Annotated in this window: 19 protein-coding genes; 14 read left to right on the forward strand and 5 right to left on the reverse strand. The window is 61.7% G+C overall.

Going from position 1 to position 26,256, the window contains the following annotated elements; translation table 11 throughout:
• The first annotated feature begins 2 nt into the window (after nt 1-2).
• The 3 genes from ahcY to Q4P21_RS09915 all read left to right on the forward strand — a co-directional run bounded on the left by ahcY (nt 3) and on the right by Q4P21_RS09915 (nt 3,867).
• On the forward strand, nt 3-1,514 hold the full coding sequence (gene ahcY, locus Q4P21_RS09905) for an adenosylhomocysteinase (protein ID WP_303388611.1): 1,512 nt from the start codon (nt 3-5) through the stop codon (nt 1,512-1,514).
• Between the two features lie 30 nt (nt 1,515-1,544).
• Nucleotides 1,545-2,447, forward strand: coding sequence for an MBL fold metallo-hydrolase (locus tag Q4P21_RS09910; protein WP_303388612.1), 903 nt, complete (start codon nt 1,545-1,547; stop codon nt 2,445-2,447).
• 142 nt (nt 2,448-2,589) lie between these two features.
• Nucleotides 2,590-3,867 (forward strand): Ig-like domain-containing protein, encoded by a 1,278-nt coding sequence (locus tag Q4P21_RS09915; protein WP_303388613.1) that lies wholly within the window; start codon nt 2,590-2,592, stop codon nt 3,865-3,867.
• A 27-nt stretch (nt 3,868-3,894) separates the two neighbouring features.
• Here Q4P21_RS09915 and Q4P21_RS09920 read toward each other — a convergent pair whose 3' ends face one another.
• Nucleotides 3,895-4,698, reverse strand: coding sequence for an RDD family protein (locus tag Q4P21_RS09920; RefSeq protein ID WP_303388614.1), 804 nt, complete (start codon nt 4,696-4,698; stop codon nt 3,895-3,897).
• Nucleotides 4,699-5,932: 1,234 nt separating this feature from the next.
• On the opposite strand from Q4P21_RS09920, the gene Q4P21_RS09925 reads away from it, so the two are divergent.
• The 4 genes from Q4P21_RS09925 (at nt 5,933) to Q4P21_RS09940 (ending at nt 10,011) form a co-directional block, all read left to right on the forward strand.
• The gene (locus Q4P21_RS09925) at nt 5,933-6,703 is read left to right on the forward strand and encodes a hypothetical protein (RefSeq protein WP_303388615.1); all 771 of its coding nucleotides are present in this window, start codon (nt 5,933-5,935) and stop codon (nt 6,701-6,703) included.
• 61 nt (nt 6,704-6,764) lie between these two features.
• On the forward strand, nt 6,765-7,757 hold the full coding sequence (locus Q4P21_RS09930) for a stage II sporulation protein M (protein ID WP_303388616.1): 993 nt from the start codon (nt 6,765-6,767) through the stop codon (nt 7,755-7,757).
• 139 nt (nt 7,758-7,896) lie between these two features.
• Nucleotides 7,897-8,838 carry an SGNH/GDSL hydrolase family protein gene (locus tag Q4P21_RS09935; protein ID WP_303388617.1) on the forward strand — a complete coding sequence of 314 codons (942 nt, stop codon included), beginning with the start codon at nt 7,897-7,899 and terminating at the stop codon, nt 8,836-8,838.
• Nucleotides 8,839-8,931: 93 nt separating this feature from the next.
• Complete coding sequence (locus Q4P21_RS09940; protein WP_303388618.1) at nt 8,932-10,011, forward strand: TIGR01906 family membrane protein; 1,080 nt, start codon at nt 8,932-8,934, stop codon at nt 10,009-10,011.
• Between the two features lie 403 nt (nt 10,012-10,414).
• On the opposite strand, the gene Q4P21_RS09945 is transcribed toward Q4P21_RS09940, so the two are convergent.
• Nucleotides 10,415-12,145, reverse strand: coding sequence for a dolichyl-phosphate-mannose--protein mannosyltransferase (locus Q4P21_RS09945; RefSeq protein WP_303388628.1), 1,731 nt, complete (start codon nt 12,143-12,145; stop codon nt 10,415-10,417).
• A gap of 70 nt (nt 12,146-12,215) precedes the next feature.
• On the opposite strand from Q4P21_RS09945, the gene rsmI reads away from it, so the two are divergent.
• Nucleotides 12,216-13,139: a 16S rRNA (cytidine(1402)-2'-O)-methyltransferase gene (gene rsmI / locus Q4P21_RS09950; protein WP_303388619.1), complete on the forward strand. Its 924-nt coding sequence runs from the start codon at nt 12,216-12,218 to the stop codon at nt 13,137-13,139.
• A 219-nt stretch (nt 13,140-13,358) separates the two neighbouring features.
• Nucleotides 13,359-14,852, forward strand: a complete 1,494-nt coding sequence (locus tag Q4P21_RS09955; protein ID WP_303388620.1) for an NAD-dependent succinate-semialdehyde dehydrogenase — start codon at nt 13,359-13,361, stop codon at nt 14,850-14,852.
• A gap of 60 nt (nt 14,853-14,912) precedes the next feature.
• Here the strand turns inward: Q4P21_RS09955 and Q4P21_RS09960 are convergent, their stop codons facing one another.
• The 3 genes from Q4P21_RS09960 to Q4P21_RS09970 are packed head-to-tail and all read right to left on the reverse strand — an operon-like array spanning nt 14,913 to nt 19,753.
• Nucleotides 14,913-17,339: a DUF3488 and transglutaminase-like domain-containing protein gene (locus Q4P21_RS09960; RefSeq protein ID WP_303388621.1), complete on the reverse strand. Its 2,427-nt coding sequence runs from the start codon at nt 17,337-17,339 to the stop codon at nt 14,913-14,915.
• Entirely contained in the window at nt 17,336-18,670 is a 1,335-nt protein-coding gene (locus Q4P21_RS09965; protein ID WP_303388622.1) for a DUF58 domain-containing protein, read from the reverse strand. Before Q4P21_RS09965 ends, Q4P21_RS09960 begins: the two co-directional genes overlap by 4 nt.
• Before the next feature lie 15 nt (nt 18,671-18,685).
• Nucleotides 18,686-19,753: a MoxR family ATPase gene (locus Q4P21_RS09970; protein WP_303388623.1), complete on the reverse strand. Its 1,068-nt coding sequence runs from the start codon at nt 19,751-19,753 to the stop codon at nt 18,686-18,688.
• A gap of 137 nt (nt 19,754-19,890) precedes the next feature.
• On the opposite strand from Q4P21_RS09970, the gene Q4P21_RS09975 reads away from it, so the two are divergent.
• The 5 genes from Q4P21_RS09975 to Q4P21_RS09995 all read left to right on the forward strand — a co-directional run bounded on the left by Q4P21_RS09975 (nt 19,891) and on the right by Q4P21_RS09995 (nt 26,161).
• Nucleotides 19,891-20,829: a TatD family hydrolase gene (locus Q4P21_RS09975; protein ID WP_303388624.1), complete on the forward strand. Its 939-nt coding sequence runs from the start codon at nt 19,891-19,893 to the stop codon at nt 20,827-20,829.
• A 291-nt stretch (nt 20,830-21,120) separates the two neighbouring features.
• Entirely contained in the window at nt 21,121-22,281 is a 1,161-nt protein-coding gene (locus Q4P21_RS09980; protein ID WP_369598886.1) for a transglycosylase family protein, read from the forward strand.
• Nucleotides 22,282-22,384: 103 nt separating this feature from the next.
• Nucleotides 22,385-23,257, forward strand: coding sequence for a 16S rRNA (adenine(1518)-N(6)/adenine(1519)-N(6))-dimethyltransferase RsmA (gene rsmA / locus Q4P21_RS09985; protein WP_303388629.1), 873 nt, complete (start codon nt 22,385-22,387; stop codon nt 23,255-23,257).
• Between the two features lie 10 nt (nt 23,258-23,267).
• Complete coding sequence (locus Q4P21_RS09990; RefSeq protein WP_303388626.1) at nt 23,268-24,299, forward strand: 4-(cytidine 5'-diphospho)-2-C-methyl-D-erythritol kinase; 1,032 nt, start codon at nt 23,268-23,270, stop codon at nt 24,297-24,299.
• Nucleotides 24,300-24,361: 62 nt separating this feature from the next.
• Nucleotides 24,362-26,161 carry an ABC-F family ATP-binding cassette domain-containing protein gene (locus Q4P21_RS09995; RefSeq protein WP_303388627.1) on the forward strand — a complete coding sequence of 600 codons (1,800 nt, stop codon included), beginning with the start codon at nt 24,362-24,364 and terminating at the stop codon, nt 26,159-26,161.
• Nucleotides 26,162-26,256 lie beyond the last annotated feature (95 nt).

The raw sequence follows: 26,256 nt of genomic DNA on the forward strand, positions 1-26,256 counted from the left end.
CCATGAATTCATCCACATCAGTGACTCTGTCCCCGGCCGACTACAAAATTGCCGATATCTCTCTGGCAGCCGCTGGCCGCCACCAGATCCGTCTGGCCGAATTTGAGATGCCCGGTCTCATGAGCCTGCGCGCCGAATATGCGTCGACCCAGCCACTGAAGGGCGCCCGCATTGCCGGCTCACTTCACATGACGGTCCAAACCGCGGTGTTAATCGAAACGTTGACAGCGCTCGGGGCCGAAGTTCGATGGGCGTCCTGCAACATTTTCTCCACCCAGGATGAAGCAGCTGCCGCCGTCGTGGTGGGGCATGGCACACCTGAAAATCCTACGGGCGTCCCGGTCTTTGCCTGGAAGGGCGAATCGTTAGCGGAATATTGGTGGACGGCACAACAGATCTTCAACTGGCCAGGTGCGGGCACTGATCCCGGCCGGCCTTCCCTCCGGGGGCCCAACATGATCCTTGACGACGGCGGCGATGCCACGATGCTGGTCCACAAGGGCGCTGAATTCGAAGCAGCAGGTTTCGTTCCTGCCACCACGGAGGAAGAGTCCGAAGAAGGTACCATCTTCCTCCAAGTGCTGCGCGACTCCCTTGCCGCAGACGCGCAGCGGTGGACGCGCATTGCAGCAGGGATCCACGGTGTCACGGAGGAAACGACCACGGGCGTGCACCGGCTCTACCAGTTGGCCGCCGACGGCAAACTGCTCTTCCCCGCCATCAATGTCAATGACTCCGTCACAAAGTCCAAGTTCGACAACAAGTACGGCATCCGCCATTCACTCCCAGACGGCATCATGCGCGCCACCGATGTGCTCATTGGCGGGAAGGTCGCGGTCGTCTGTGGCTACGGCGACGTCGGCAAGGGCTCGGCTGAGGCGCTGCGGGGACAGGGCGCCCGCGTCATCGTCACCGAAATTGACCCGATCTGCGCCCTCCAAGCAGCCATGGACGGTTACCAGGTTGCCAAACTGGAGTCAGTCCTCGGCCAGGGTGACATCTTCATCACCACAACAGGCGGCAAGGACATCATCATGGCCGCCGACATGCTCAAGATGAAGAACAAGGCAATCGTGGGCAACATTGGCCACTTCGACAACGAAATCGACATGGCGGGCCTGGCAAAAATCGCCGGTGTGGCGAAGGTGGAGATCAAGGCGCAAGTCCACGAATGGGTGTTTGACGCAGGCTCTGCTGCGGAGCGCTCCATCATCGTCTTGTCCGAGGGGCGCCTGCTGAATCTGGGCAACGCCACGGGCCACCCCTCCTTCGTCATGAGCAACTCCTTCGCCAATCAGGTCATTGCGCAGATCGAACTCTTCATGAAAAAGGATCAGGCGCAGCCCGAATATGCCATGGAAGTGTACGTGCTGCCCAAGATCCTGGACGAGAAAGTGGCCCGCCTGCACCTGGACGCCCTGGGTGTTGAACTGACGGTACTCACCGACGATCAGGCAGCATACTTGAATCTGGATCCGGCCGGGCCATACAAGCCCACGTACTACCGCTACTAGCATCCGGCGCCGCCGGGGGATGGGCAGGGAATGAACGAACGTTGGGAACGCATGGGGGATTTCGTGCGGAGGCGCAAGGCTGAAAATTCTGGGCCGATGACCCTGGATGGAACAAATTCCTATGTGCTGGCTGCGCCCGGCGCTCCGGGCATGGTGGTGGTTGACCCAGGTCCGTTGTTGGAGCCGCACCTGGCTGAATTGGCGGCTGCAGGTGCCGTGGAGCTGATTCTTATCACCCACCAGCACGGCGACCACACCGATGGCAGCGCCTACTTGCATCAACTCAGCGGAGCCCCTGTCCGTGCCGCCTTGTCCGCTTTCTGCCATGGCGGGGATCCCTTGCGCGACCGTGAAACCATCCACGCAGCAGGTCTGGACATCACCGTCTTGGCCACCCCTGGACACACCAGCGACTCCCTGTGCTTTGCGGTTGCCCCGGCATTCCGTGAACCAGACACGACACCCGAGCCAGGCGCGACGCCGGACACCTCCTCCGCACCGGAACCGGCGGTTACGTCGTTGGCCGGGCACATGGTGCTGACGGGGGATACGATTCTGGGCAGCGGCAGCACCGTTATCTGCTACCCGGATGGACGGCTGGGAGAGTACCTGGCGTCGTTGGACATGTTGCGCAACTGGGGTGATGAACACGGCACCGCAGAGAACCCGGTTCCCGCCTTGCCAGGCCACGGACCGGTGCTTGCCAGCCTGGCGAAGGCAGCGCAAGCCTATGCAGAACACAGAGGGGAACGGATCGCCCAAGTCCGCTCCGCCGTCGAACGTTTGGAGAAGGAAAGCGGAACGATCCCTTCCGTGCAGGCAGTCGCAGAACGCGTCTACCCGGACGTGCCGGAAAGTCTATTGGCAGCTGCGCAATTGAACGTGGAAGCGCAGTTGGACTACCTGCGCAACGGAACCATCACAGGACCGTAACCCGGGCAACGGTCCGGTCTCGATCGCTGCTGCTGGCCCATGAATCGCCATTCGTTGGGCAAACATGCCGTAAAATAGTTAGCTGGCGCACCATGTGCCACTGAAGAAGAACGTTGCATGGCCCACCGAATGGGGAATTTGCATGGCTGAGTTGACCGAGACCGCGAAGCCCAGGCGAGGCTGGAAGGTCGCGCTGATCATCCTTCTTGCACTGGCAGTTGCCGGTGGCGGGGTTGGCCTTGCTGTCGCCAATTCTTGGCTGCCCGGGATCGGGAATGCTGCCGGGCAAAACTCACCCACGGTGTCCACCAGTACCAACACGCAGGGCCCGCAAGCAACTCCTACCCCCAAAATGGCAGCAATTCCGGCTGTGCTGACACTCAACCCGGCTACCGGCACTGACTTTGTGAACCCGACAAGTGCAGTAGTTGCAACGGTGGAACACGGGAAAATGTTCAACGTGGTCCTGAAGGAAACAGCCACAGGCGCAGTCAGCGACGGCAAGCTCTCCGACGACGGCGGCACGTGGACGGCCACGACTCCACTGAAATTTGACACGGCCTACACCTTTAACGTCACCGCCGTTGACACGGTCGGGACCAACAAGAACTCGATCAGCACCTTCACCACGGTTCCGGCATCACATGAGGCAGACGCCTCCGTATACCCGGCCGCTGGTGTCACCGTCGGTGTAGCCCAGCCGCTCCAGTTCAACTTCAGCGAACCCGTGGTGAACAAGGAAGCCGTGGAAAAGGCCATCACCATCAATAACGGTGCCGGTCAGCCCGGTGCGTTCCGCTGGTACTCGGACAAGATGGTGCGCTACCGCACTGCGGACTATTGGCCAGCCAACTCGGTGGTCAACGTGGACATGAAGCTTTACGGTATGGATATTGGCAATGGCATGATCGCCAACTTCAACAAGAACTACAACGTCAACATTGGCAACAAGGTGGTCATGGAAGCCGACGCAGCAGCCCTGAGCGTCAGTATTCTTGTCAACGACCAGGTTGCCCGCACATTCCCGGCAACCATGGGAGACACGGCGTTCCCGTCGGCATCCGGCTACATCGTGCTGACGGCGGACAAGCAGCGCTATGCCACGTTCAAGGCCTCAACCATTGGACTCAAGCCAGGGGACCCTGGCGACTACGGTTCAGTCGACGTGCAATTCGCCACCAGGTTGACACCGAGCGGCATCTTCATCCACCAGGCCACGGACTCCGCCATGCCGTATCTGGGCGTCGCGAACCTCTCCCATGGCTGCATCGGCCTGTCTGCGGAGGGCGCCAGCTGGGTGTTTGAGAACATGCACGCGGGCGACATCGTCCACACCGTCGGAACACCGAACGAGACGATCGCCCCCACCGACGGATTTGGTGATTGGAACATCCCCTTCGAGAACTACGCCTCGCGCTAGAACTCCCCGGGACGAGAAATTGATGCCCTAGTTCCCGCCCGCACCGTGGCGCTGGAGCTGGCTGCGCACCACGGCTGCACGCTGCGCCGAGGCGGTGAGGCGGTGGAAATCACGTTCACGGCGTTCAGCCATCAAGGATGACAGGAATACGGCAGGGTCCGTGCCGGGAGCTGGCAGCGGGGCAACGAACTGGCTGGCCTCGTTGGCAAGCTCCAGCCCCAGCGCATGGCGTGATGCCGGGGCCATGGCGGATCCCTGGTTCAGAAACAGGGAGATGCGCCGGGCCAGCGGATCCGGTAGACGGCCAATATCGGCCAATGCCGCCCAAGGGGCCAGCTGCGGGGCGACGGACACCTGCAGCGGTTTCACTTTTGGTGCACGGTCCCGAATGGCATATGTGCCGGCCAGCATGTCACCCAGACGCTTGGACTTGTCATTAAACAAGGACACCAAGCAGGCCACTGAACCCAGCGTCATGTAAATCTCCAAAACCGCCAGCAGTGCCCGGATCATGGCATGGCGAAAACGGATGGACCCGCCGTCGTCCCTGACGATACGCAGGCCAAGGGCGAGCTTTCCCAATGACTTTCCCCGGCTCAGCGTCTCGACGGTGATGGGCACAATGACAAGCAGCGTGACCACCGCAACGATCAGGATGGCCCGCACGGCAGCGAAGTCCACCACAAAGGGCAGCGCGCCCAGCAACATGACCAAGCCCAGTCCAACCAGTAAGGTGGCCGAAACGTCGATGGCCGTGGCGAGCGAGCGGGCGGCGAAGGAGGCGGGGCGAAGCTCCAGGACAACGGCTTCACCGGTGATGATCGCAGACATTGAAACAGTCTAGCCACGACGCAAGGCAGGGTTTTCTGCGAAAGTGCGTTGGTCCCCGGAATGTGTCATGCCGCCGTGGATTGGCCGAGTGTTGTCAGCCACCGTGCTGCAGCAATTATTGCGAATATCAGCAGGATCAGAACGGCGCAGAAGCCGGAGACAGCACTACTGTTGAAGATCGGCAAATTCGTCACCAATCAGGTCGTGTTCACTTTAGAAGCCTTCGTGTGGTTGAGGCGACTTTTTGGTTGTCAACTACCGTGAAGTACGCGACATCGTTACGTCCCGTGGAGTGGTGTAGTTCCCGGCGGAACGGCTCTGAAATGGCTGGTTGATGAAGGCAGGTCGCTGGAATTGAGCCTGCAACAGGTCGCAGGTATCGGAATCGAAAAGCGGTCGGCAACCATTGCCGAAGTTGCCGTAACCATCACTTGCTACCAAAAGAACATAAATGTGCTGGAATTTGTCTGTGCTTAAGTGGGCCACGGCCGTATTGGGGTTCGTTCGAACATCGTGTTTGCTCCCACTGGTTTTCCAAGACTCTGATACACCAAACTTGTGGTGGGTAGCGTCCTACCGTGGCCGTTGAGCCCTGATCGGCTGGCAATCGAGGCGAGCAAATGGTATTCGGGTTCTCCGGTGATCGAGAGCCGAGCGCCTGTCACATCCCGTTGATTGGATGGGTGTTGTTCGAATGGGAATTCCTAAAAGGACGATGGCGGACCGTCGTTGAAGGCGGGATTTGGCTTCCAACCGCAGATCTCTGTCCTTGACCACTACCTGCCGGGCACGAGAGGCGCGTTTGGAAGTTCGTCCCAGACAGGCGCTTTAAGATCGGTGGCAAGGTCGTCGGCATCGCCGCGGCAGGCGCGGAACCCTTCACCGACACACTGCACCGGGCAAATGTCACACCCTCCTGAGATCCTCAGACTACGCACGCGGAAAGGAAGCTCCGAATCACGAGTATCCCCTCCGATGAAACTTCGAGACCAGGTCCATACAAGAAAAGAGACAAAATGTTGAAATGTAGTCGATTAATGTTCTTTGTGGGTGGATTCTGATGGCTGCATTCTGGACGCAGACGCTGTCAGGTGTTATCGCAGCGATTTTCGGTGGACTTGTCGTGGCAATTATCCCGCTGGGCACGCGGAGCTCGTTGTGGCAGTCATAAAAGAAGGTCAAGACAAGCAACCGTGACGGGAATCAGGTCATAGTCGGCGATGTCAAAGGTGATGTGGACGTCTCCATTGATGCTCGGCGATACTTGAACGTCCAGAAGAACATTGAACTTTCGTACCCTCCAGCGAAGACCGAGAGCGGTTCCAATTCCGGGGAAGAACTGTGGTTCATCGGTCTGGTCGCGGTGGCGGTTGCGGCGCTATTTCTGATGACCTACCAAATACTGTTCGGTCTAGCGGTGGGCATGGTATTTGGACAAGTTGTCACTCTCGTCATAGCGATCGTGCGAACTTCCAAAGCTCGTCTGTGGACTTGGAATGCGGCGGGCGTGGGCGTCCGCGTGTTGATGTCCATCGGGGCGGTCGCGACAGCTTGGTTTTCAGTATTTAACTTGACCTGGCATAATTACACGATCACTTCGCTGCGGCAGCGAGTTACTGAGGCAGTTGCCGGTACTCCGGTCTCAGCGGATTCAAGTCCAGTGGCTCGATTTGCGACCAACGTGTTTGGACATATTGCCGAACTTGTGAAATTAGACTTCCCGAATGGTCTCCTTTTTGTTATTTCAGTTCTCGGTGCAGTTGCGTTGTCCGGGGCTATGCTGATTTGGGCATGGTCCGCCCTCTTTGATTGGAATGCCTACGCCGGCTTTATCCACGGACGTTCGAGTCGGCGCTTGGGGAAACGGGCCTCTAGATTCTTGGATAATGGATGGAAAGAAATCTTGTTGGTGGTTGTTGTCACAATAATTGTGTTCCTTTTCGCTTCGGGATGGATTCTAACCTTGGCCGACGGTTCATTGACAGAAAATTTGTTTAGTATTTAGCATGGTTTGGCTCAGGTGCCGTGGCATCGGGGCGACGCCGTCGGGCGCTATGCTGGGGCGGATGGACATGGACGCGTTTACAACAGTGCACAGCCCCCAGTGGGCGCGGCTGGATGTGCTTGCCAGGAAACGGCGTCTGACCGGAGCTGAGACGGACGAGTTGCTTGACCTGTACCAGAGCGTCTCAGCGCACTTGTCGCTCATTCGGTCGGTGGCGGCTGAGAGCCAGCTCTCCGCGTCGTTGTCGGCCACCCTTGCCAATACACGGACCCGGTTCACGGGCGCCAAATCCAACTTCTTCGTGGATATAGCGCGTTTCTTTGTCATCTCACTTCCTGCAGCGTTCTACCGGATTCGCTGGCTGACGGTCATTGTGGGTGCCGTGTTCGTCCTCATTGCCACACTATTTGGGGCCTGGACGGCAGGGAATCCCGGCGTGCTGGCCGCCATGGGCAGTGACGCACAATTGCAGCAGCTCGTGGAGCACGACTTTGTTGCCTACTACTCGGAGAACCCGGCGGCTTCCTTTGCCGGGGCCGTCTGGACGAACAATGCCTGGATTGCCGCCCAATGCGTGGCCTTTGGGATCACCGGCGTGTTCGTGCCTTACGCCGTCTTCTCCAACGCCCAGGGCGTGGGCATGACGGCAGGGGTCATGTTCGCCTATGACCGTGGTGACGTGTTTTTCAGCTACATCCTCCCGCACGGTCTTATGGAGCTGACCGCCATCTTCATTGCCGCCGCCGCCGGTCTGCGCATCTTTTGGGCGTGGGTGAGCCCAGGCCCGCAGACGCGGCTCAATTCCCTGGCCAAGGAAGGCCGCTCCTTGATGACGGTCGCCGCTGGCCTAGTGTTGGTACTGTTCGTGTCCGGGCTTGTCGAAGCCTATGTGACGCCCAGCCCGCTGCCGGTGTGGGCCAAGGTCAGCATCGGTGGGCTGGTACTTGCCGCCTACTGGACCTACACACTGGTGCTCGGTGGCCGGGCGGTGCGAGCCGGTGAGAGCGGGGATCTTGGCGCGGACGACGCCGGAGCCTCCGTACGCTCGGCCTGAGGCTTGCGCCGTGAGGGGCAGCAGTGCAACAAAGTAGGTGGACAGGCCTGTGCTGGTGGTGGCCGGGTGCCTGCGGTTGGCGGAAAATATTTTGGCTTTTCACCTGCCACACGCAGCACCAAGGGTGCACTATGGGGTTATGGGACCAGAGCAGGATGTAGAACGCGGGCAGGTGCCGGACCAGTTGCAAAGTCTGCCCCCGCATCCATGGAGCCGCTTCGTGGCGATGGGGGATTCCTTCACCGAAGGCTTGGACGATCCGGAACCGCGGAGTCCGGGAGGCTATCGTGGTTGGGCGGACAGGGTCGCAGAAGAACTAAGCATCGGTGTTCCAGGCTTTGCCTATGCGAATCTGGCCGTTCGCGGGGAGTTGCTGCATGAGGTTGTCGAGACCCAGCTAGGCCAGGCGCTCACACTCAAGCCAGACCTGGTAACCATCCAGGCAGGTGGCAACGACCTTATTCATCCCGGTGCTGACCCGGACAAGCTGGCCACCCTTCTGGAAGGGGCCGTGGAAACCCTTTGTTTTCAAGGCGTGACCGTGGTGCTGTTTGCCGGGCCCGACTCCGGCAAGTCCACCGTGCTGGGGCAGTTTCGCACCAAGATAGCCATCTTCAACGAAAATATGCGCAGCATCGCCGAACGCAACGACGCAATCATTGCCGATCTGTGGGCCATGAGTGAACTGCATGACCCGCGCATGTGGAGTGCGGACAGGCTGCACCCTTCGTCGATGGGCCACCATGCAGTGGCGGCCATGGTGCTGGACGCGCTCAATGTGCCCCACACGCTGCTGCCCTGTTCACCGAAACCACTGCCCGGCAAAAGCTGGCGTGAAGCCCGTGCCGGGGACATCCTGTGGGCTCGGGAGTACTTTATGCCGTGGGTGTTGGCCGGCATCCGGCGGCAGCCCTCCAACGGTGGCTTTGGTGCGAAGCGGCCCATCCCGGCACCGCTTGATACAAGCCCACTCACCAATGTTGCCATGGGACTGCCGATAGAGGCGCCAGAGCAGGCGTTTGGCAAGCCGGTCCCACCGGATGCTGCTGCGCGTCATCAACTGTTTCACCGCATGAAGTGAACCACCGCCCCGATGGGGGATCCGGTGACAGTTTGGCATCGGCCCGGGGTGGCAGCACAAGACAGTGGCAGGGTGCCGGTATCGTTTCGAAGTGTGAGCGAGAATTCAAAGACCCAGGACTCAGCCAACAGCGGTGCACAGGCGCCAGCCCCGTCGCAGGAGAATCCGGCACCGGAGAATCCGTCGCAGGAGACTCAGGTACCGGTTGATGCTGCGCCAGTAGATCCGGCACCGCGGATCAAGGTCGACGAGTCTGCTGAAGACGAGCCAATGCGACCGGCGACGCGGCTGCCACGACTGCCCAGCGATGAGGAAATCGCGGCTTCGCTCGCCCAGAGTGTCAGCGAGTCCAGCGAAGGCCCTGCAACCTCGGGCGAAGAGCCTACCGAGCTGCCGCTGGCGCATCCGTCGGCGGAAGAAGTGGCAAGGCGTCAGGCATCCATGGACAAGGCTGCCAACACGAAACCGGTGCTGACTCGCGTCTTCCAGGTGCTCATTGCCGTGTTTTACCCGATCGTGCTGCTGGTGCTCTCGATTCGACTCGTCACCTCCTCGGTTTTCTTGTGGATCGAATACCACCGTCCCGGCTTCCCCGCGGACATGTTTGGATTCACCACTGACGACCGGGTCACCTATGGCTCGTACACCGTGGACTACCTGCTGAATTTTGCCTCTCCGCGCTACTTGGGTGACCTCGTCAACACGTTGGGCAAGCCGCTGTTCCTTGATCGGGAAGTGGGCCACATGGCCGACGTCAAGTCGGTGATCGTCGTGGCGTTCCTGACCGGTCTGGTGCTGGCCATTGTGATGGTCATCGGCATGGTGTACCTGCGCAGGCGCAGCCAAGGCGGGATTCGACGCGGCCTCTTTGCCGGGTCTATCGCCACCTTGGCCTTGATCATTGTGCTGGGCGTGTTCGCTGTGACCGGTTGGGAGGCGTTCTTCACCGAATTCCACCGGATCTTCTTCGCCGCTGGCACATGGACGTTCTACACCGATGACACATTGATCCGGCTGTTCCCGAGCCAGTTCTGGATGGACGCCGGCATCTTCATCGGTGCGTTCGTGCTGGTGGTCGCCTCCCTGACGTTGGCGTTCACCTGGCCCACCAAGGACCGTCGCCAGGCCGTCACGAAAGCCAAGCGCCCGGGCCGCCGCGCTGCAGCTGTGTAATTGGGGCCAAGCGGCCCGCCACCTCGCACCGTAGCGCGTGGTTGACTGGCCGTGCTCATGAGCACAGCTCACCCGCCAGATGGAATACTGGCCATCTGCCTAAGATCCGCTCCCCGGGCGGGAAGATCTCACTCGACCCACGGAACTGGTCCCGTAGCCGCCCCCATGCACGCGGCCGATCATGCTGTGAAACACGTATTCGCATGAGTCATCGACGTTTGACGACGGTCCGACTTCCGGGGATGCCGAGAACGTGCCGCAGGTACTGTGCGAACTAGCGGTTACACCGCCCGCACCGCTACGCAAACCGCCAACGCGCTCATCAGTGAATCACTAAGACAACAGCGATATCGGTTCGTCACCGTTGCTGAGCTGGCCGAGCCGGCGCCTTACAAATTTCTGGCTAGATCCAGCTGGGCAGCCACATATGGCGGCGCCAGAGGTCAGCCGGAATGATCTCTGCCGCCCAGATCGGGTAGAAGAAGGCGCTGAGCGCCACAGCGAGCACCAGGAACATGCCCACGAAGATGGCGCCTTGCTGGCGACGCGCCGGCCGGTCTCCCACCTTGCCCAGCACCATGCCCAGGACCAGGACCACCGCCAAGATCATGAAGGGCTCGTAGGCGATGGCGTAGAAGAAGAAGATGGTGCGCTGCGGGTAGAAGAGCCACGGCAAAAAGCCAGCCGAGAAGCCCACCAAAATGGCGCCTGCCCGCCAGTCGCGCTTCGCAATCCACACGCCCACCAAGAACAAGATCGCCAGCGAACCGCCCCACCAAATCAACGGGTTGCCCAAGCTGGTCACGGCCGCCGTGCACTTGTCCACCGTGCAGCCGCCCTCACCGTTTTCGAAGTTCTTGATGTAGAACGACGTTGGCCGGCCCATGACGAACCATGACCAGGCATTGGCCTTGTAGGGGTGGTCCGAGCCGAGGCCCGTGTGGAAGCTGTACGCCGTTGAATGGTAGTGCCACAGGGAACGCAAAGACTCCGGAACCCAGCCCCACGGCCCGGCCGGGTTCTCTGCTCCCCAGTTGCGGTCGTAGGCATCCTTGGACATGAACCAGCCTGTCCAGGACGCCACATACGTGATGGCGGCGACGGGTACAACACTGACGAAGGCGAGGATGCCGTCTTTCCAGACCATACCCACTACCCAGTACTTGATCCCTGCAATGCGTCGGGCGTTCATATCCCACACAACGCTCATCAGTCCAAACGCGGCCAGGAAGAACAGCCCCGACCACTTGGTGCCAATACACAAGCCCAGTGCGACGCCGGCAGCCAGCCTCCACCAACGGATCCCCAACCAGGGTCCGTACAGTAGCGCCTTCGCCGCAACCCTGCCGTCCGCTCCGGTGAGCGAGGCCAGCTTGGCTGCCAGCCGCCGTCGTCCGTCATCACGATCCATGAGCAAGGCTCCGAAGCCCAACAGCGCAAAAAACATGACAAATATATCCAGCAGCGACGTCCTGGACTGCACGATGGCGTGGCCGTCAATGGCAAAAAGCAGGCCTGCCGTAGCCCCCAAAATGGTGGAACGGAACATCTTCTGGGCAATCAAAGCCAGCACAAAGATGGAGATGGTGCCTACCAGTGCTGCGGAAAAACGCCACCCAAAGGTGCTCTCCGGGCCGAAAAGCCACATGCCAAACGCGATCATCCACTTGCCCACGGGAGGGTGGACCACGTATTCACCGGTCTTTTCCAAACCGGTGAAGATCCCTTGGTTGAAAAGATCGTTGGCCTTTTCGGCCCAATTCCGCTCGTAGCCGCTCTGGAGGTAGCTGTAGGCGTCCTTGACGTAATACGTCTCGTCAAACACCAGTGACGGCGGCTGGCCGAGTCGGACAAACCGAAGCACTCCGCCAATGAGCGCCGTCAGGGCCGGGGCCAGCCAAAACCACAAACGCATGCTGGGTGGGGTGGTGTTGAAGGAGAAGCGCTGGCCCAGCAGCCGGCCCGCCACAGCTGCTTTGGTGAATGCCGCCGCAGGATCAAGGAGCCAGTGGGGGGCGGGAAGTGCGGTGTGTTTTGAATGCTTGGGCGCTTCGGCGGTTGCAACGACGCCCGCACCACCAGGTGGCGGTGCGTCGTGGGAGTCTGGGTCCGGGGCCGCCGGGGCGGTATCCATAACGTGGGGTTGCACGGGGTCAATGGTACCCAAGTGGGCGGCTGTTGCCGTGGCCCACTACGCTGGAGTCATGGAAGATGACTTTGGCCAAGACCCCGAAACGACAGAATTGGCGGAAGAAGCCCTAGATGCCTCCCTCGCCCCCAGCACCCGGCCCGGGGAAGGCTTCATTATTCTCGCCGCCGCCCCCATCGGGAACATGGCAGATGCCAGTGCCCGGCTGATTGCCTGGCTGGGGGCAGCTGACATCGTCGCCGCCGAGGACACGCGGCGCCTGCACCGCCTTGTGACAAGCCTGGACGTCAAAGTCGGCGGGGCGATCATCAGCTACCACGAGCACAATGAGGCCGTGAAAACGCCTGAACTGCTGGCCCAGGTGCAGGCCGGGAAGGTGCTGCTGATGGTCACTGATGCAGGCATGCCCTCCGTCTCAGATCCCGGCTTCCGGTTGGTGAGTGCCGCCGTCGCAGCCGGCGTGAAGGTCACGGCCGCCCCCGGCCCCTCGGCCGTGCTCACGGCGTTGGCGTTGTCCGGATTGCCCACCGACAGGTTCTGCTTTGAAGGCTTCCTGCCACGTAAATCGGGGGAGCGGGCGGCCCGGCTCCATGACCTTGCTGTGGAAAAACGCACCATGGTGTTCTTTGAAGCCCCGCACCGGCTCGAAGCCATGCTGCGTGCACTGCACACCGCCTTTGGTCCGGCGCGGCCGGCCGCGGTGTGCCGGGAACTGACTAAAACCTATGAGGAAGTCATCCGTAAACCCCTCTCAGGCCTGCTGGAATGGGCTGAAGAGAATCAGATCCGCGGTGAGATCGCCATCGTGGTGGGTGGCTCCCCGGACGCGGACCCGGGCACACCCGAAGACCATGTTGCCGCCGTCAATGAACTCATGACCCAGGGCATGCGCATGAAGGAGGCCGTGGCCGTGATCGCCCACGACGTCCACGTCAGCAAACGCGAACTTTACAGTGCAGTGCTCGCTGCCAGGAGCTAGGATTTTGGCCCGCTGAATGAGCGCTTTGGACAAGTGCACAGTGAAAGCCGTGCGCGCAGTGCGTGCATGCCTAGACACGCCCGTTTGCCGGGAACTACGGTGAACTGGTCAGCACTGCACTGAGTGTTCAGCACACCGCCGCACTGCCGCAGCACCATCTCCAAGCGCACTCTTCTTGGAGCCGGGCCGTGGCTCCGGCTTTCAACAAAGGAGTCCCTCATGACCGTGGCAGCCGCCGAACTTACAGAACGCGAAAGCACGCTTCTGGCCAGTATTCCCACAGGACTGTTGATCAACGGTGAATGGCGCAGCGCGGCCGCCGGGCAGACATTTACCGTGGAGGACCCCTCCACAGGCAAGGCACTGCTGGAAATTGCCAATGCCGGTGCCTCCGACGGTGCCGCAGCCATGGATGCCGCTGCGGCTGCGCAGGACGAATGGGCCGCCACCGCACCGCGCTTCAGGGCCGAAATCCTGCGTAAGGCTTTTGAACTGGTCACCGCCCGCGCCGAGGACTTTGCCTTGCTCATGACCCTTGAAATGGGCAAGCCGTTGGCTGAATCCCGTGGCGAGGTCAAGTACGGTGCCGAATTCCTCCGGTGGTTCTCCGAAGAGGCATCGCGTTCCTTTGGCCGCTACTCGTCCAACCCGGAAGGCACCCAACAGATCCTGGTGCAGAAAAAGCCGGTCGGTCCGTGCCTGCTGATTACGCCGTGGAACTTCCCGTTGGCCATGGCCACCCGCAAGATTGCCCCCGCCATTGCGGCTGGCTGCACCATGGTGTTCAAGCCCGCCAACCTCACGCCGCTGACAAGTCTCCTGTTTGCCGACGTGCTCATGGAAGCAGGCCTACCCGCCGGGGTCCTGAACGTGGTGCAGACCACCGACGCCGGGGGCGTGACGGGCCCGGTGGTTAAAGACGCCCGCCTGCGCAAGCTGTCCTTCACTGGTTCCACCGCTGTGGGCAAGCGGTTGCTGGCGGACGCCTCCAGCAACGTCTTGCGCACGTCTATGGAACTCGGCGGTAACGCCCCGTTCCTCGTCTTCGCAGACGCTGACATCGACGCCGCCGTCGACGGTGCCATGGCGGCCAAACTGCGCAACATGGGCGAGGCCTGCACAGCCGCCAACCGTTTCCTGGTGCACGAGTCCGTCGCCGAGGAGTTCTCGACCAAGTTGGCCGCCAAAATGGCTGCGACCACCACGGGCCGTGGCACCGACCCGGAGACAACGGTTGGCCCGCTCATTGATGCCAAGAGCCGCGCGAAGGTGCACGCCCTGGTCACAGATGCCGTGGCTGACGGTGCCCGTGCCATCGTGGGTGGCTCCCCGTCCGACGGCCCCGGCTACTTCTACCCGCCCACCGTGCTGGCGGGTGTGGAGCCGGGATCGCGCATTCTCGGCGAGGAGATCTTCGGCCCGGTGGCCCCGATCGTCACGTTCAAAAGTGAAGACGAAGCCGTCGCACTGGCCAACGACACCGAATACGGCCTGGTCGCCTACGTCTACACCCGGGACCACAACTGCGGGCTGCGCATGGCCAACCGCATTGAAACGGGCATGATGGGCCTGAACGCGGGCGTCATCTCCAACGCCGCAGCCCCGTTTGGCGGCGTCAAGCAGTCGGGCCTGGGCCGTGAAGGCAGCATCGAGGGCATCGAGGAATACCAGTACACGCAGTACATCGGCTTCCCCAACCCCAACAACGCCTGACGCCCCGCGCTGCAGCAGCCGTGCTGATGTTTTGGCACGGCTGCTTCTGGGCTTTCACTTTCACGCGGCTACTTTGGGGCTGCTGCGTTGGCGTTTCCTGAAGAACGACGCCGGTACAAGGGTTGCACGCCATCGCTGCCACGGCGTGGCGTGTGTTTGAAGACGGAAGATGAGTGTTTCAAGGGCGTCGGCCAGCTCCGGACGTCCAGCCCAGGGCTGGTCAGGTGCTGCGGAATCATCCGGTTGGCCGTAGACGGCCTGTTCGTAGGCGTGCAGGAGCAGTGCCAGCGCACCCGGGGTGGAAACGCCGGCCAAGTGTGCGATTCTCTCGGCGTTCAGTGCCGGGGTCAAGGCAGGGTCAGCGGGACGGCCGTAGTCACTGGCCGTGGCGAGCAGTTCACGCCACGCAACGAGTTCCGGTGCTGCTCCGGGAGCAGTTTTGCCGCCGTCGCGCACCCGGGCCAGGCGTCGGCGTCGTACCAGGACTCTGGCCAGAGCCGGGGAGCCCAACAGCAAAAGCACGAGCAGCGTGATTCCCGGAGCAACCAGCCAGCTGCCGGAAGACGCGCCTGCGGTGGATCCTGCTGCGCCGGCCGTCGCACTGGGCGTGGGCGTGGCGGTCAGTGTGGGGACCTGGTCCACGGCCGGGGCTGTGGGGCCGCTGCCATCGGAAACCGGGGTGGTCAAATCGAGCGAGTAGTCGGGCACGCTGCCGCGGGACGGTGTTGGTTCGAAGGGCACCCAGCCCACGCCCGCAAAGAACAGCTCCGGCCAGGCATGGGCATCCAGGCCGCTGGCTTGGAATCCCTTGAATCGCTGGCCGTCAAGAACTGCTGTTTCATCCGTGCTTGCCCCGGGGGCGTAACCCACGGCGATGCGGGAAGGTATGCCCATTTCCCTGGCCATGACGGCCATGGCGGCAGAAAAGTGCACACAGTATCCGCTCTTCTTTTGCAAAAAGGAGGCCAGCACCGCCATGCCCGAGCCGTCATAGTCCCCTTCCACAGGGGTTGCCAGGCTGTAGCTGAAAACGGAAGAGCGAAGATACTCCTGCAATGCCACGGCTTTGGCATATGGGGTGGGGGAGGAACCGGCAACCTCTTTGGCAGTGGTGCTGACAACCGCAGGGACATCCGGGGGCAGCTGGGTGTAGACGGGGTCCACATCCGCCGCAGCGCTCGCGGTGGATGCAGCCAGCAGTCCCGGGTTGAGCTCAGGCATTTCGCTGTTCACCACATACGACTGGCCCAGCGTGGTGGATCTCCCGGACTGGATGGTTTGTGTTGCGGGGTTCCACACCCACTGCCCGTCGAGGTTCTCAACACTGGTGACGGAAAGCGGGCTGGGCAGCCAGCTGCTCTGCAAACCGACGGTGGAAATCCGTGTCACGGTACGGGTACGCGGTAGAGCCGGTGAGATGGCAGGGTTGGGGGACAAGTCAGTCACCCCGGGCTGCAGCCCTTCCGGAAACGCGGATGGTTGCCACGACTGCCCGGTAAAGTTTTCAAGCGTGTTCAGCCGTAAATATTCCGCACTGGGCATGTTGGTCAGATACGTCAAACTGACGTTGTTAGAGGGGGAACGCAGGTCCACGCCCAAAGCGATCATGGGGTCCAGCTGGGCCACGCCCGAACCTTTACCCAGCCGCGCACCCTGGGGAAAACTGCCTGTGTTAAAGCCGGGAATGATCGTCGGCACGGATGCCATCAACAGCACCACCACGGCACCCAGGGCAACAGCTCGAGTCAAGGTTCCACTTGGGTAGGTGCGAGTTCCTGTGCGCAGCCTGCCGTCGGGGGCGTACCAGCGGCAGCACCCCAACACCAGCAAAAACCCTGCCGCCACCCAAGCGAACCCCCAACCGTCAATGCCGGCCTTGGTGGTCAGGGCCGGGGGCAGCAGGATCAGGATAAAACCCAGCGAACTCGCCGCTGGCATGGCCACTGTCAGGGCCACGGTGTCAATGGCGAGCGCCACAAAACCCAGCCCGGCAGCCACCAAAAAGCTCATCGACGCTGCAGCGGGAACTGGGGTGGCACTTGTCAGAATCACGTTGGAGGCGTCAGAAGTCAGCGCCAGCACAGCCTCTAGCGTCCGCGGTGTGGGGATGAATCCCAGAACGGCCGTGGCTGGAAAAAACACCAAGGTCAAGGCCATGAACCAACCGGCCAATGCCCCCAGCGGTGCGTAGGACCCCAACGCCGGCCAACGCCGCAGCAGGGCAGGGAGCGCCAGCGTCCCGGCAACCACCACGGCTGACGGCAGCCACCAGTCATAACTTGCTAGCACGACGCGCAGGCACAGGGAGGAGCCCATGACGGCCGCGAACATGGCCAGCGCCAGCATCCAGCGGGCCGAGCCCGTCACGGGCTCACCCAGCATCCGCCGCGGCGTCCGTGCAGGAGGGCCACCTCCGCCGTCGTGCCCGTGGCCGTCGCGCTGGGGGCCGTTGCGTCCGCGGCTGCTCCCGCTCAAGACCCCGGTCATGACTGCTGTCCCACCGAATGACCGTGACCGTCAAACTGCAGCCACGCTTCCGCCAAAGGCGTTCCCTTGGGCAAGGCCACGGCGTGCCAGCCTGCGCTGTGCAGGATCTTTAGAGCATCCACGGCCTGCTCAGGCTCGTGGCACAGCAACAACGCGCACGCAGTTTGTGACGCGTCGGCCGTGCCTGCCAGCAGCCGGGCATCCTCGCGGCTGAGCAGTCCTGTCACGGCCACCAGAGGCCCGCCGCGCCGACCACGGTGGAGCTTGTGGGCCAGCGCATCGCCAAAGTCACGTTCCCCTGTGGCCGGGAGTCCGGCGGAGGGGGCTCCGGCGCCGGGCACGGGCAGGGCGAGTTCCAGTGCGGCCAACGCGGCAGCAACCTGAAGGGTGCCGTGTGTGCCGTTGAAATCCACGGTGTTTCCTTCCAGCGCTGAGCTTGAGGAGGCAAACGCCGGCTGGCCTGCATGGTCCAGGATCCGCACGGTGTAGCCCACGTCCAGCAGATGCGTGGCTATGGACATTACCGCTACCACCGCGGATTCAAAGACGGCGGTGGTGCGAAGTGCGGGCAGGCCCGAGCCCCCGGACGGCTGCCCGAATGCGAACGCCCGGCGGTCTAGCACCAGCGCTGCTTCGGGGGCTGTGACTGACTCCTCGGCACGCACCATGAGCTTGCCCTGCCGCGCCGTCCCGGGCCAGTGGACGCGACGGAGCGGGTCCCCATAGTGGTATTCGCGCGTCATGGCATCGTCGGCGCTGGCATGGGCAACCTCTGAAGTGCTGCGTGTTCCGTCCCGACCCCTGCCGTCAGCAATGGAAATGGTGGGAAGCCCGACGGCGGCCGGTGCCACCGCCAGCATGTCACCGTTGTCGAGGCTGCGCTGCAAAAACGCAACGTCAAAGGGATCGGCGAACTCCGCCGTGAGCGGGCCAATGGTGAAAATGCCTCGGCGGGATGGGTGCAGCTGATAGTGGTAGCGGCTCAACAAGCCGCGCGGGACCACCGGGTTGGGATGGTTGAACCGGGGCAGGTCATGGAAGCTGACCGGCAGTTCCTCCATCAGCCGCATACGCTCCCCGCTGTTGGCGTGCCCGCGCACGTCAAGCGTGACGGACACAGGCTGGCCAACCTGGGCCAGTGCCGGTGAAAAGCTCCGCTTGACGGAAAAGCCATGCTTTAACCAATACAGGCCCGCGCCGGCAACCACCGGCAACGCACAGCAAAACACGGCCACGGCCAACAAGTCGCGGCGACCAAGGACCCATGCAAGCAACAGGGCCAGCGCACCAAAGCCCAGCAGCAACCAGCCCCGGGGGCGGAATGGACGCATGGAGGACACCTGGCCTTACCTGGACCGACCGTTCGGCATGCCAGGTACGGCGACCTTTGCGAGCAGGTCCTCCACGATGCCCGACGGCGTCGCACCCTGGCTGGCGGCACTGCGCTCCACCAACAAGCGATGGGCCAACACCGGTTCTGCCAGCATGCGGATGTCATCCGGCAGTACAAAGCCGCGTCCCTCCAATGCGGCAGCTGCTTTCGCTGCTCGCAACAATTGCAAAAGCGCTCGCGGACTGGCGCCCAAACGCAAGGCAGGACTGTTCCGCGTGGCCTGGCCCAACGCCACGGTGTAGGCACGCACAGCTGGCGAGACGTGAACGGCTGCCACGGTCTGCACCATGGAGCGGACTTGCGCGGCCGATGCGACCGCGTCGATGCTGTCAAGTGGGTTGACTGACTGGTGGCTTTCAAGCATGGCGAGTTCGGCGGCTTCGTCGGGATATCCCAACGAAATCCGTGCCATAAAGCGGTCCCGCTGCGCTTCGGGAAGAGGATAGGTGCCTTCCATCTCAATGGGGTTTTGAGTGGCGACCACCATGAACGGTTGCTGCAGCAGGTACGTGGTTCCATCCACTGTGACCTGGTGCTCGGCCATGGACTCCAACAAAGCGGACTGGGTTTTGGCCGAGGCCCTGTTGATCTCGTCGCCAATGACAATATTGGCAAAAATGGCTCCGGGGCGGAAAACAAAAGTCTGTGCGGATTGGTTGAATACTGACACGCCCGTGATATCGCTGGGAAGCAAGTCCGGGGTGAACTGGATGCGGTTGACTGAGCAGTCCACTGCTCGTGCCAGGGATTTGGCCAGCAGGGTCTTGCCCACGCCGGGCACATCCTCCAACAAGAGGTGCCCGCCGGCGAGCAGCACGGTCAAAGCCAGCCGCACTGCCTCTTCCTTGCCGTCGATGACCGTATTCATGGTAGCCATGATGTCAGCGCTGATTTTGGCAAAGGTTGCTGCATCCATGGCGGGCTCGCTGCTGGCATGTGCAGAGCGCGGACCCTCCACGGGTGCCTGCGGCCCTGAGCCTACCGCTCCCGAGCCTGCCACCATGGTTTCCTGCGGGTGCATGCCTTACCTTTCGGTTGATGCCCGGCGCTAAGCCCGGACGCTGATGTGACCCACGCTACTAGCTTGAGCTGCATTTGACTCCACCGCTGCAACGAATACCGGCAAACAATAACGTGGGAAAGGTAAAGTAATGCTCTATGTGCGCTGAAGATGTACCCCGCCCCTACCGGCCCGAATCCTTGGCGGAGCTGGTTGCGAGGAATGAGTCCGCCAGCAACGTGTCCTCCAACAACGACGGCGGCTTCCGCCAGGGCGCTTTTGCGGCTGCTCCGGAACCACTTCCGGAACCGGTCTATGACAACCACACACACTTTGACTTCGGTGATTCCCCGGTTGGCTTGGCAGATGCGCTGGATGCTGCTCAAGCCGTGGGTGTCGGTGGGGCCGTGCAGGTGGGGTGCGACTTGCCGTCATCACGCTTCACTGTGGCTGCCGTGGAGGCCAACAAGCGTCTGTTGGGCGCTGTGGCAATTCACCCCAACGATGCCCCGGAGCTGGCGGACGCGGGGACTCTCGAAGATGCACTTGCTGAAATCGATGCACTGTCCACCCACCCCAGAATCCGGGCCATCGGGGAAACGGGCCTTGACTACTTCAGGACGGGGCAGAGCGGCGTGGCGGCCCAACACCACTCGTTCCGCGAACATCTGGAAATCGCGAAGCGGCGCAACCTTGCCCTGCAAATTCACTGTCGTGACGCGCACACCGATGTGCTGAATATTTTGCAAAAGTCGGGGGCGCCTGAGCGTATGGTGTTTCACTGTTTCTCAGGGGATGCCGAACTGGCGAAAATCTGCAATGACAACGGCTGGTACATGTCTTTTTCCGGGACGGTGACGTTCAAGAACGCAAAAAATCTACGCGAGGCCCTGGCTATTGCCGACCCAGCTCTCATCTTGGTCGAGACTGACGCACCATTTTTGACACCGCATCCTTTCCGAGGCCGCCCCAATGCCAGTTACATGCTGCCCTATACGGTACGAAGCATGAGTCAATTACTGGAACGTGAACTGGTCGGCATGTGTCAGCTTCTGCGCAGGAATACTGAAGCTGTTTACGGCTCCTGGGACGATTAGAAACGTGGCATCCGTCACATTTTCGTGATCAAATCTTGTCCATTTGGTCACGATTAGGTTACGCTCAAGAACTATTAGCCGTGGTCGGGGAAGACCAACGGATGTTATGCCGCTTGATCCACCGTTCACTTGGGTAAGCGGATCCCTTTTGCAAGAACAGTTTCTGGTGGGTGTTTCCGCACTACTCTGCGGATAAAATCCGACCGGATGCTGGTCCTCTATCTTCCCCGTGCTCGGGCGCTCTAGTAGTTACGGGAACCTGTGTCTTCTTTTCTTACAGTCAATGGCAAATTGAGCTATTTGAAGCTTGCCTGCCAGGTAGCAGTGCTTGTGGCACTCGTGGCAGGCCTGATGGCGTTCGTGACTGCCAACAAGACCGTCACGCTTGTTGTTGATGGTCAAAGCAGTTCAGTTCAAGGCTTCGGCAGTTCCGTAGGGGATGTGCTCAAGCGGGCAGACCTGAACGTCAGCGCCGCAGACCATGTCACCCCCGCCCTTGACGCACCGGTGGAAAACGGTGGAACCATCACCGTCAACACAGCCAAGAAAATCACCGTTAGTTTGGACGGCACAGAACAAGTCGTCACCACTACATCCAATAAAATCAGCGGCTTGATCAACCAATTGGGTATCGCCGCGAATGCCAGGATTTCCGTTCCAGTTGACGCCCTGCTCGCCAACTCCAGCGACATCAACATCATCACACCCAAGAAGGTGGTCCTGGTGGCCGACGGCAAAAAGACCGTCAAGACCACGACAGCGCAGAACGTTTCCGATGTACTCGGCGAAGCAGGTGTGACACTGGCCAAGACGGACTTGGTTTCCACCCCCCGCAACGCAACTGTTGTTGAAAACATAGTCATCAAGGTGACGCGGGTGAACACTGCCGGAAATGCCAGCGAAACTGAGGCTGTGCCTTTCGAAACCGAAGAAAGCGTGGACCCGGCACTTTTCAAGGATGAAAAGAAAACCGTTACCGCCGGCGTCGCAGGAAGCCTGCAACGCACTTTCCGTACCGTGACTATTGACGGGGTTGTTGTCAGCCGTACCGAAACTGGCTCTTCGATCACCAAGGCTCCCGTAGCGGCTGCAATAAGTGTTGGCAGCAAGGAACGCCCCGCTGCTCCCGCTCCTACAGCTGCTGCTCCTGCAGCCGCACCCAAGGTTGAAGCCGCAGGTGCCAACACCGGAGCCGCAGCTCCGGCCATGTCCAATGAAGCCATGTGGGATGCCATTGCCCAGTGTGAGTCAACAGGCAACTGGTCCATCAACACCGGAAACGGCTACTACGGCGGACTCCAGTTCGACATTCCCAGCTGGTTGGCCAACGGTGGCGGAGCTTACGCCCCCAACGCCAGCCTGGCCACGAAGGCCCAGCAGATCGCCGTGGCCAACACGTACTACGCCAAGGCCGGCCTCGGACCGTGGGGCTGCGCCCACGCTGCAGGCTGATAGAGCAGGAGAAAATCCTGATCGCAAGTTCCCTGGCTCCCCCGCCGCGTTTTCGCGGCGGGGGAGCCAACTCGTTAATAGCGGCTACGATTATTCCGTGACCCTGCCTGAGCCCAGCCCCGCAACCCAGCCACTGCTGGGTGCCACCGAGATCCGCCGCCTCGCGGAGGAAATCGGCGTCCGTCCCACGAAAACGCTGGGTCAAAACTTCGTTATTGACGGCAATACAATCCGCCGGATTGTGGCCGCGGCCAACCTCGACCCGGCTGAGACCGTGCTTGAAGTCGGCCCGGGCCTGGGGTCGCTGACACTTGGTCTACTCGATGCCGCCGCCCGCGTGGTTGCCGTGGAGATCGACCCCGTGCTGGCCGCAAAGCTCCCCTCCACCGTGGCCGCGTTCCGCCCGGAATTGGCGGGCAACCTCGACGTCGTCCTTTCCGATGCCATGCGTGTGCGCGAACTGCCCTGCGAACCCACTGCGCTGGTGGCAAATCTGCCGTACAACGTGGCCGTGCCGGTGGTGCTGAACCTGCTGGAACATTTCCCGTCCCTGAAGCACGGCCTGGTCATGGTGCAGGACGAGGTGGCCGACCGCATGGTGGCCGGGCCGGGATCCAAGACGTATGGCGTGCCTTCGGTCAAGGGCGCCTGGTACTCCAAAATGCGCAAGGCCGGGGTGATCGGCATGAACGTGTTTTGGCCAGCCCCCAAGATTTCCTCGGGACTGGTGGCCTTCACCCGCCACGAACCACCCGTGACACGGGCCAGCCGCGAAGAAGTGTTCGCCGTCATCGATGCCGCCTTCGCCCAACGTCGCAAAACATTGCGCGCAGCCTTGGCAGGCTGGGCCGGTGGCGCTGCGGCAGCCGAAAGCTACCTGCGCCAGGCCGGCGTTGACCCCAGCGCCCGCGGCGAAGTCATTGACGTAGCCGCCTACGCCCGCATCGCCGAAGCCAAGATAGGGTTCACGGCCTGACATGGATTCAATGGAGCCAACAAAAAACGGCAGCGAGAGCCGGGCAGCATGGGACTCGTCCACCAGTGGCGATTTCTTCGACGCGGCCCCGCTGTGGAGTCATTCCCCACGGCATGTCAAAGTCAGCGCACCCGGAAAAATCAACGCCTACTTTCGGGTAGGCCCGCTGCGCGAAGATGGCTACCATAGCGTCGCCAGCACCTACCTTGCCGTCTCCCGTCATGAAGAAGTCCTTGCCACTGCCAAGCCGGGCAGCCCGGTCACCGATGTGAGCGTGAGCATCAGCCCTGCAAGCACCCTTGATCCTGCCGCACTGGCAAAGATCCCCCTCGATGGCCGCAACCTGGCTGTCAAGGCAGCCCTGCTCATAGCTGAAATTGCCGACAACCCCTGTGGCGTGCACCTGGAAATCACCAAGCATGTCCCCATCGCCGGCGGCATGGGTGGTGGCTCGGCCGACGCCGCAGCCACGCTTGTGGCCTGCGACGCGCTGTGGCGCACGGGGCTCTCCCGGGAGGAACTTTCACAAATTGGGGCCGAGCTGGGCGCAGACGTGCCGTTCGCACTCTTGGGTGGCGCCGCCGTCGGCCTCGGAGTGGGCGACAAACTCACCGAAGCGTTGGCGCCGACGCCCCTGCACTGGGTGCTGGTGCCTGCCAGCCACGGGCTGTCAACACCGGTCGTGTACGGGAAATTGGATGAATTGCGCGTGGCCGGCGGCGTCGAAGCCGAGGAACCGCGGCAGGTTGCCCCTGGTGTTTTGGCTGCGTTGCGGGCCGGGGATGCACAAGCTTTGGCCCCGTACCTGCACAATGACTTGCAATCGGCCGCGCTGGCCTTGGCCCCGGAGTTGGCAGATGTGCTGGTGCTGGGGAACGAACTGGGTGCGCTGGCGTCGTTGGTGTCCGGCTCCGGTCCCACGCTGGCTTTTCTAGCGTCCTCCGGGGAGCATGCAGTCGAGCTCGCGGCGGACTTTTCGGCACGTGGGCATGAGGCGTGGGCCGTTGCCGGTCCCGTGCATGGAGCCGCGATTATCGCCTAAGCGCCTGTGCACCTGCAAGACTTGTCTTCTCAACGATTATTTTTTATGGAAAGTGGTACCACGTGGCTCATTTGCTGGGCGGAGAAAATCTAAGTGTCGCCTTCGCAACCCGGACGGTCCTTGACGGGGTCAGTGTAGGGCTTGAAGAAGGGGACCGCATTGGCATTGTGGGGCGAAACGGTGATGGCAAGTCCACGCTGATGCGCCTGCTGGCCGGGCGGCAAACGGCGGACTCGGGCCGTGTCACCGTCCGCGGTGGGGTTCAGGTCAGCTACCTTGACCAGACGGACGTGCTCGACGGCGACGACACGGTGGGCTTCGCGATCGTGGGGGAGGCGGCAGACCACGAATGGGCGTCCAACCCGAAGATCCGTGAAATCATGGGCAACCTGGTGGGCGAGGTGGACTGGCATGCGAACATCCACTCGCTCTCCGGCGGCCAGAAGCGACGCGTGGCCTTGGCTAAGCTGCTGATCGGGGATGACGACGTCATCATGCTTGACGAGCCCACCAACCACCTTGACGTGGAGGGTGTGGCCTGGCTGGCAAAGCACCTCAAGCAGCGGTGGCGTGCCAACGAAGGTGCGTTCGTCGTCGTCACTCACGACCGCTGGTTCCTCGACGAAGTGTGCACGCGCACGTGGGAAGTCCACGACGGCACCATCGACCCGTTCGACGGCGGCTATGCAGCGTATGTGCTGGCCCGTGCCGAGCGCGACAGGATGAACTCGGTCGTTGAGTCCAAGCGCGTCCAGCTCGTGAAGAAGGAACTGGCATGGCTGCGCCGCGGTGCCCCTGCCCGCACGGCCAAGCCCAAGTTCCGCATCGAGGCCGCCAACGAGCTCATCGCCGATGTGCCGGAACCGCGCGACACCGTCGCCCTGTCCAAGATGGCCACGGCACGGCTGGGCAAGGACGTCCTGGACTTGGAAAACGTCTCGTTGAGCTTCGGTGAAGGCGAAAACATGACCGAAATTTTCAAGAACATCACCCTGCGTCTGGCCCCGGGGGAGCGGCTGGGCCTGGTGGGTGTCAACGGAGCCGGCAAGACCACGCTGTTGAAGCTGCTCAACGGTGAGATCGAGCCGTCGTCAGGGAAGGTCAAACGCGGCAAAACCGTGAAGACGGCCGTGCTGACCCAGGAGGTCAACGAGCTTGACGACGTCCTGGACATGCGCGTCATCGAGGTCATCGAGCGCGAGAAGCGTTCCTTCGACGTCGGCGGCAAGGAAATGAGCGCCGGGACACTCGTGGAGCAGCTTGGTTTCACGAAGGACAAGCAGTGGACCATGGTGAAGGACCTCTCCGGTGGCGAGCGCAGGCGGTTGCAGCTGCTGCGTCTGCTGGTGGGAGAGCCCAACGTGCTCATGCTCGATGAGCCCACAAACGACCTTGACACCGATACCCTTGCGGCCGTGGAGGACGTCCTTGACGGCTGGCCGGGCACGCTGGTGGTGGTTTCGCACGATAGGTACCTGCTGGAACGTGTCACGGATCATCAGATGGCACTGCTTGGCGACGGCAAGCTGCGCGGGTTGCCGGGAGGCGTGGACCAGTACCTGGAACTGCGCCAAGCAGGGGACACATCCGCTCCCGGCCCTGCATCAGCCGGCGCCGCCGCTGCAGCCGGGCCTACCGGGCCTTCCGAGGCGGAGAAGCGGGACGCCCGCAAGGTCCTGAACCGCCTAGAGCGCCAGTTGGGCAAGAACTCGGCAGCCGCGGCGAAGGCCCAGGCCAAGATGACCGAGCATGTGGGGGATTACGACGCGCTGAACGAGCTGAACGCGAAACTGGCGAAGCTTGCCAGTGAGCGCGAGGGCCTGGAACTTGAATGGCTCGAAGCCTCCGAGGTCCTGGAGTAACAGGTTGAAGCTGCGCACCATTGTTCGGCAATGGTGCGCAGCGAAAATTGTCAAGCTGTGTTGAGTCACTTGGCTAGTTTTTGTGGTGTTTGTGG

Source organism: Arthrobacter sp., from assembly GCF_030540645.1.
Taxonomy (GTDB): Bacteria; Actinomycetota; Actinomycetes; order Actinomycetales; family Micrococcaceae; genus Specibacter.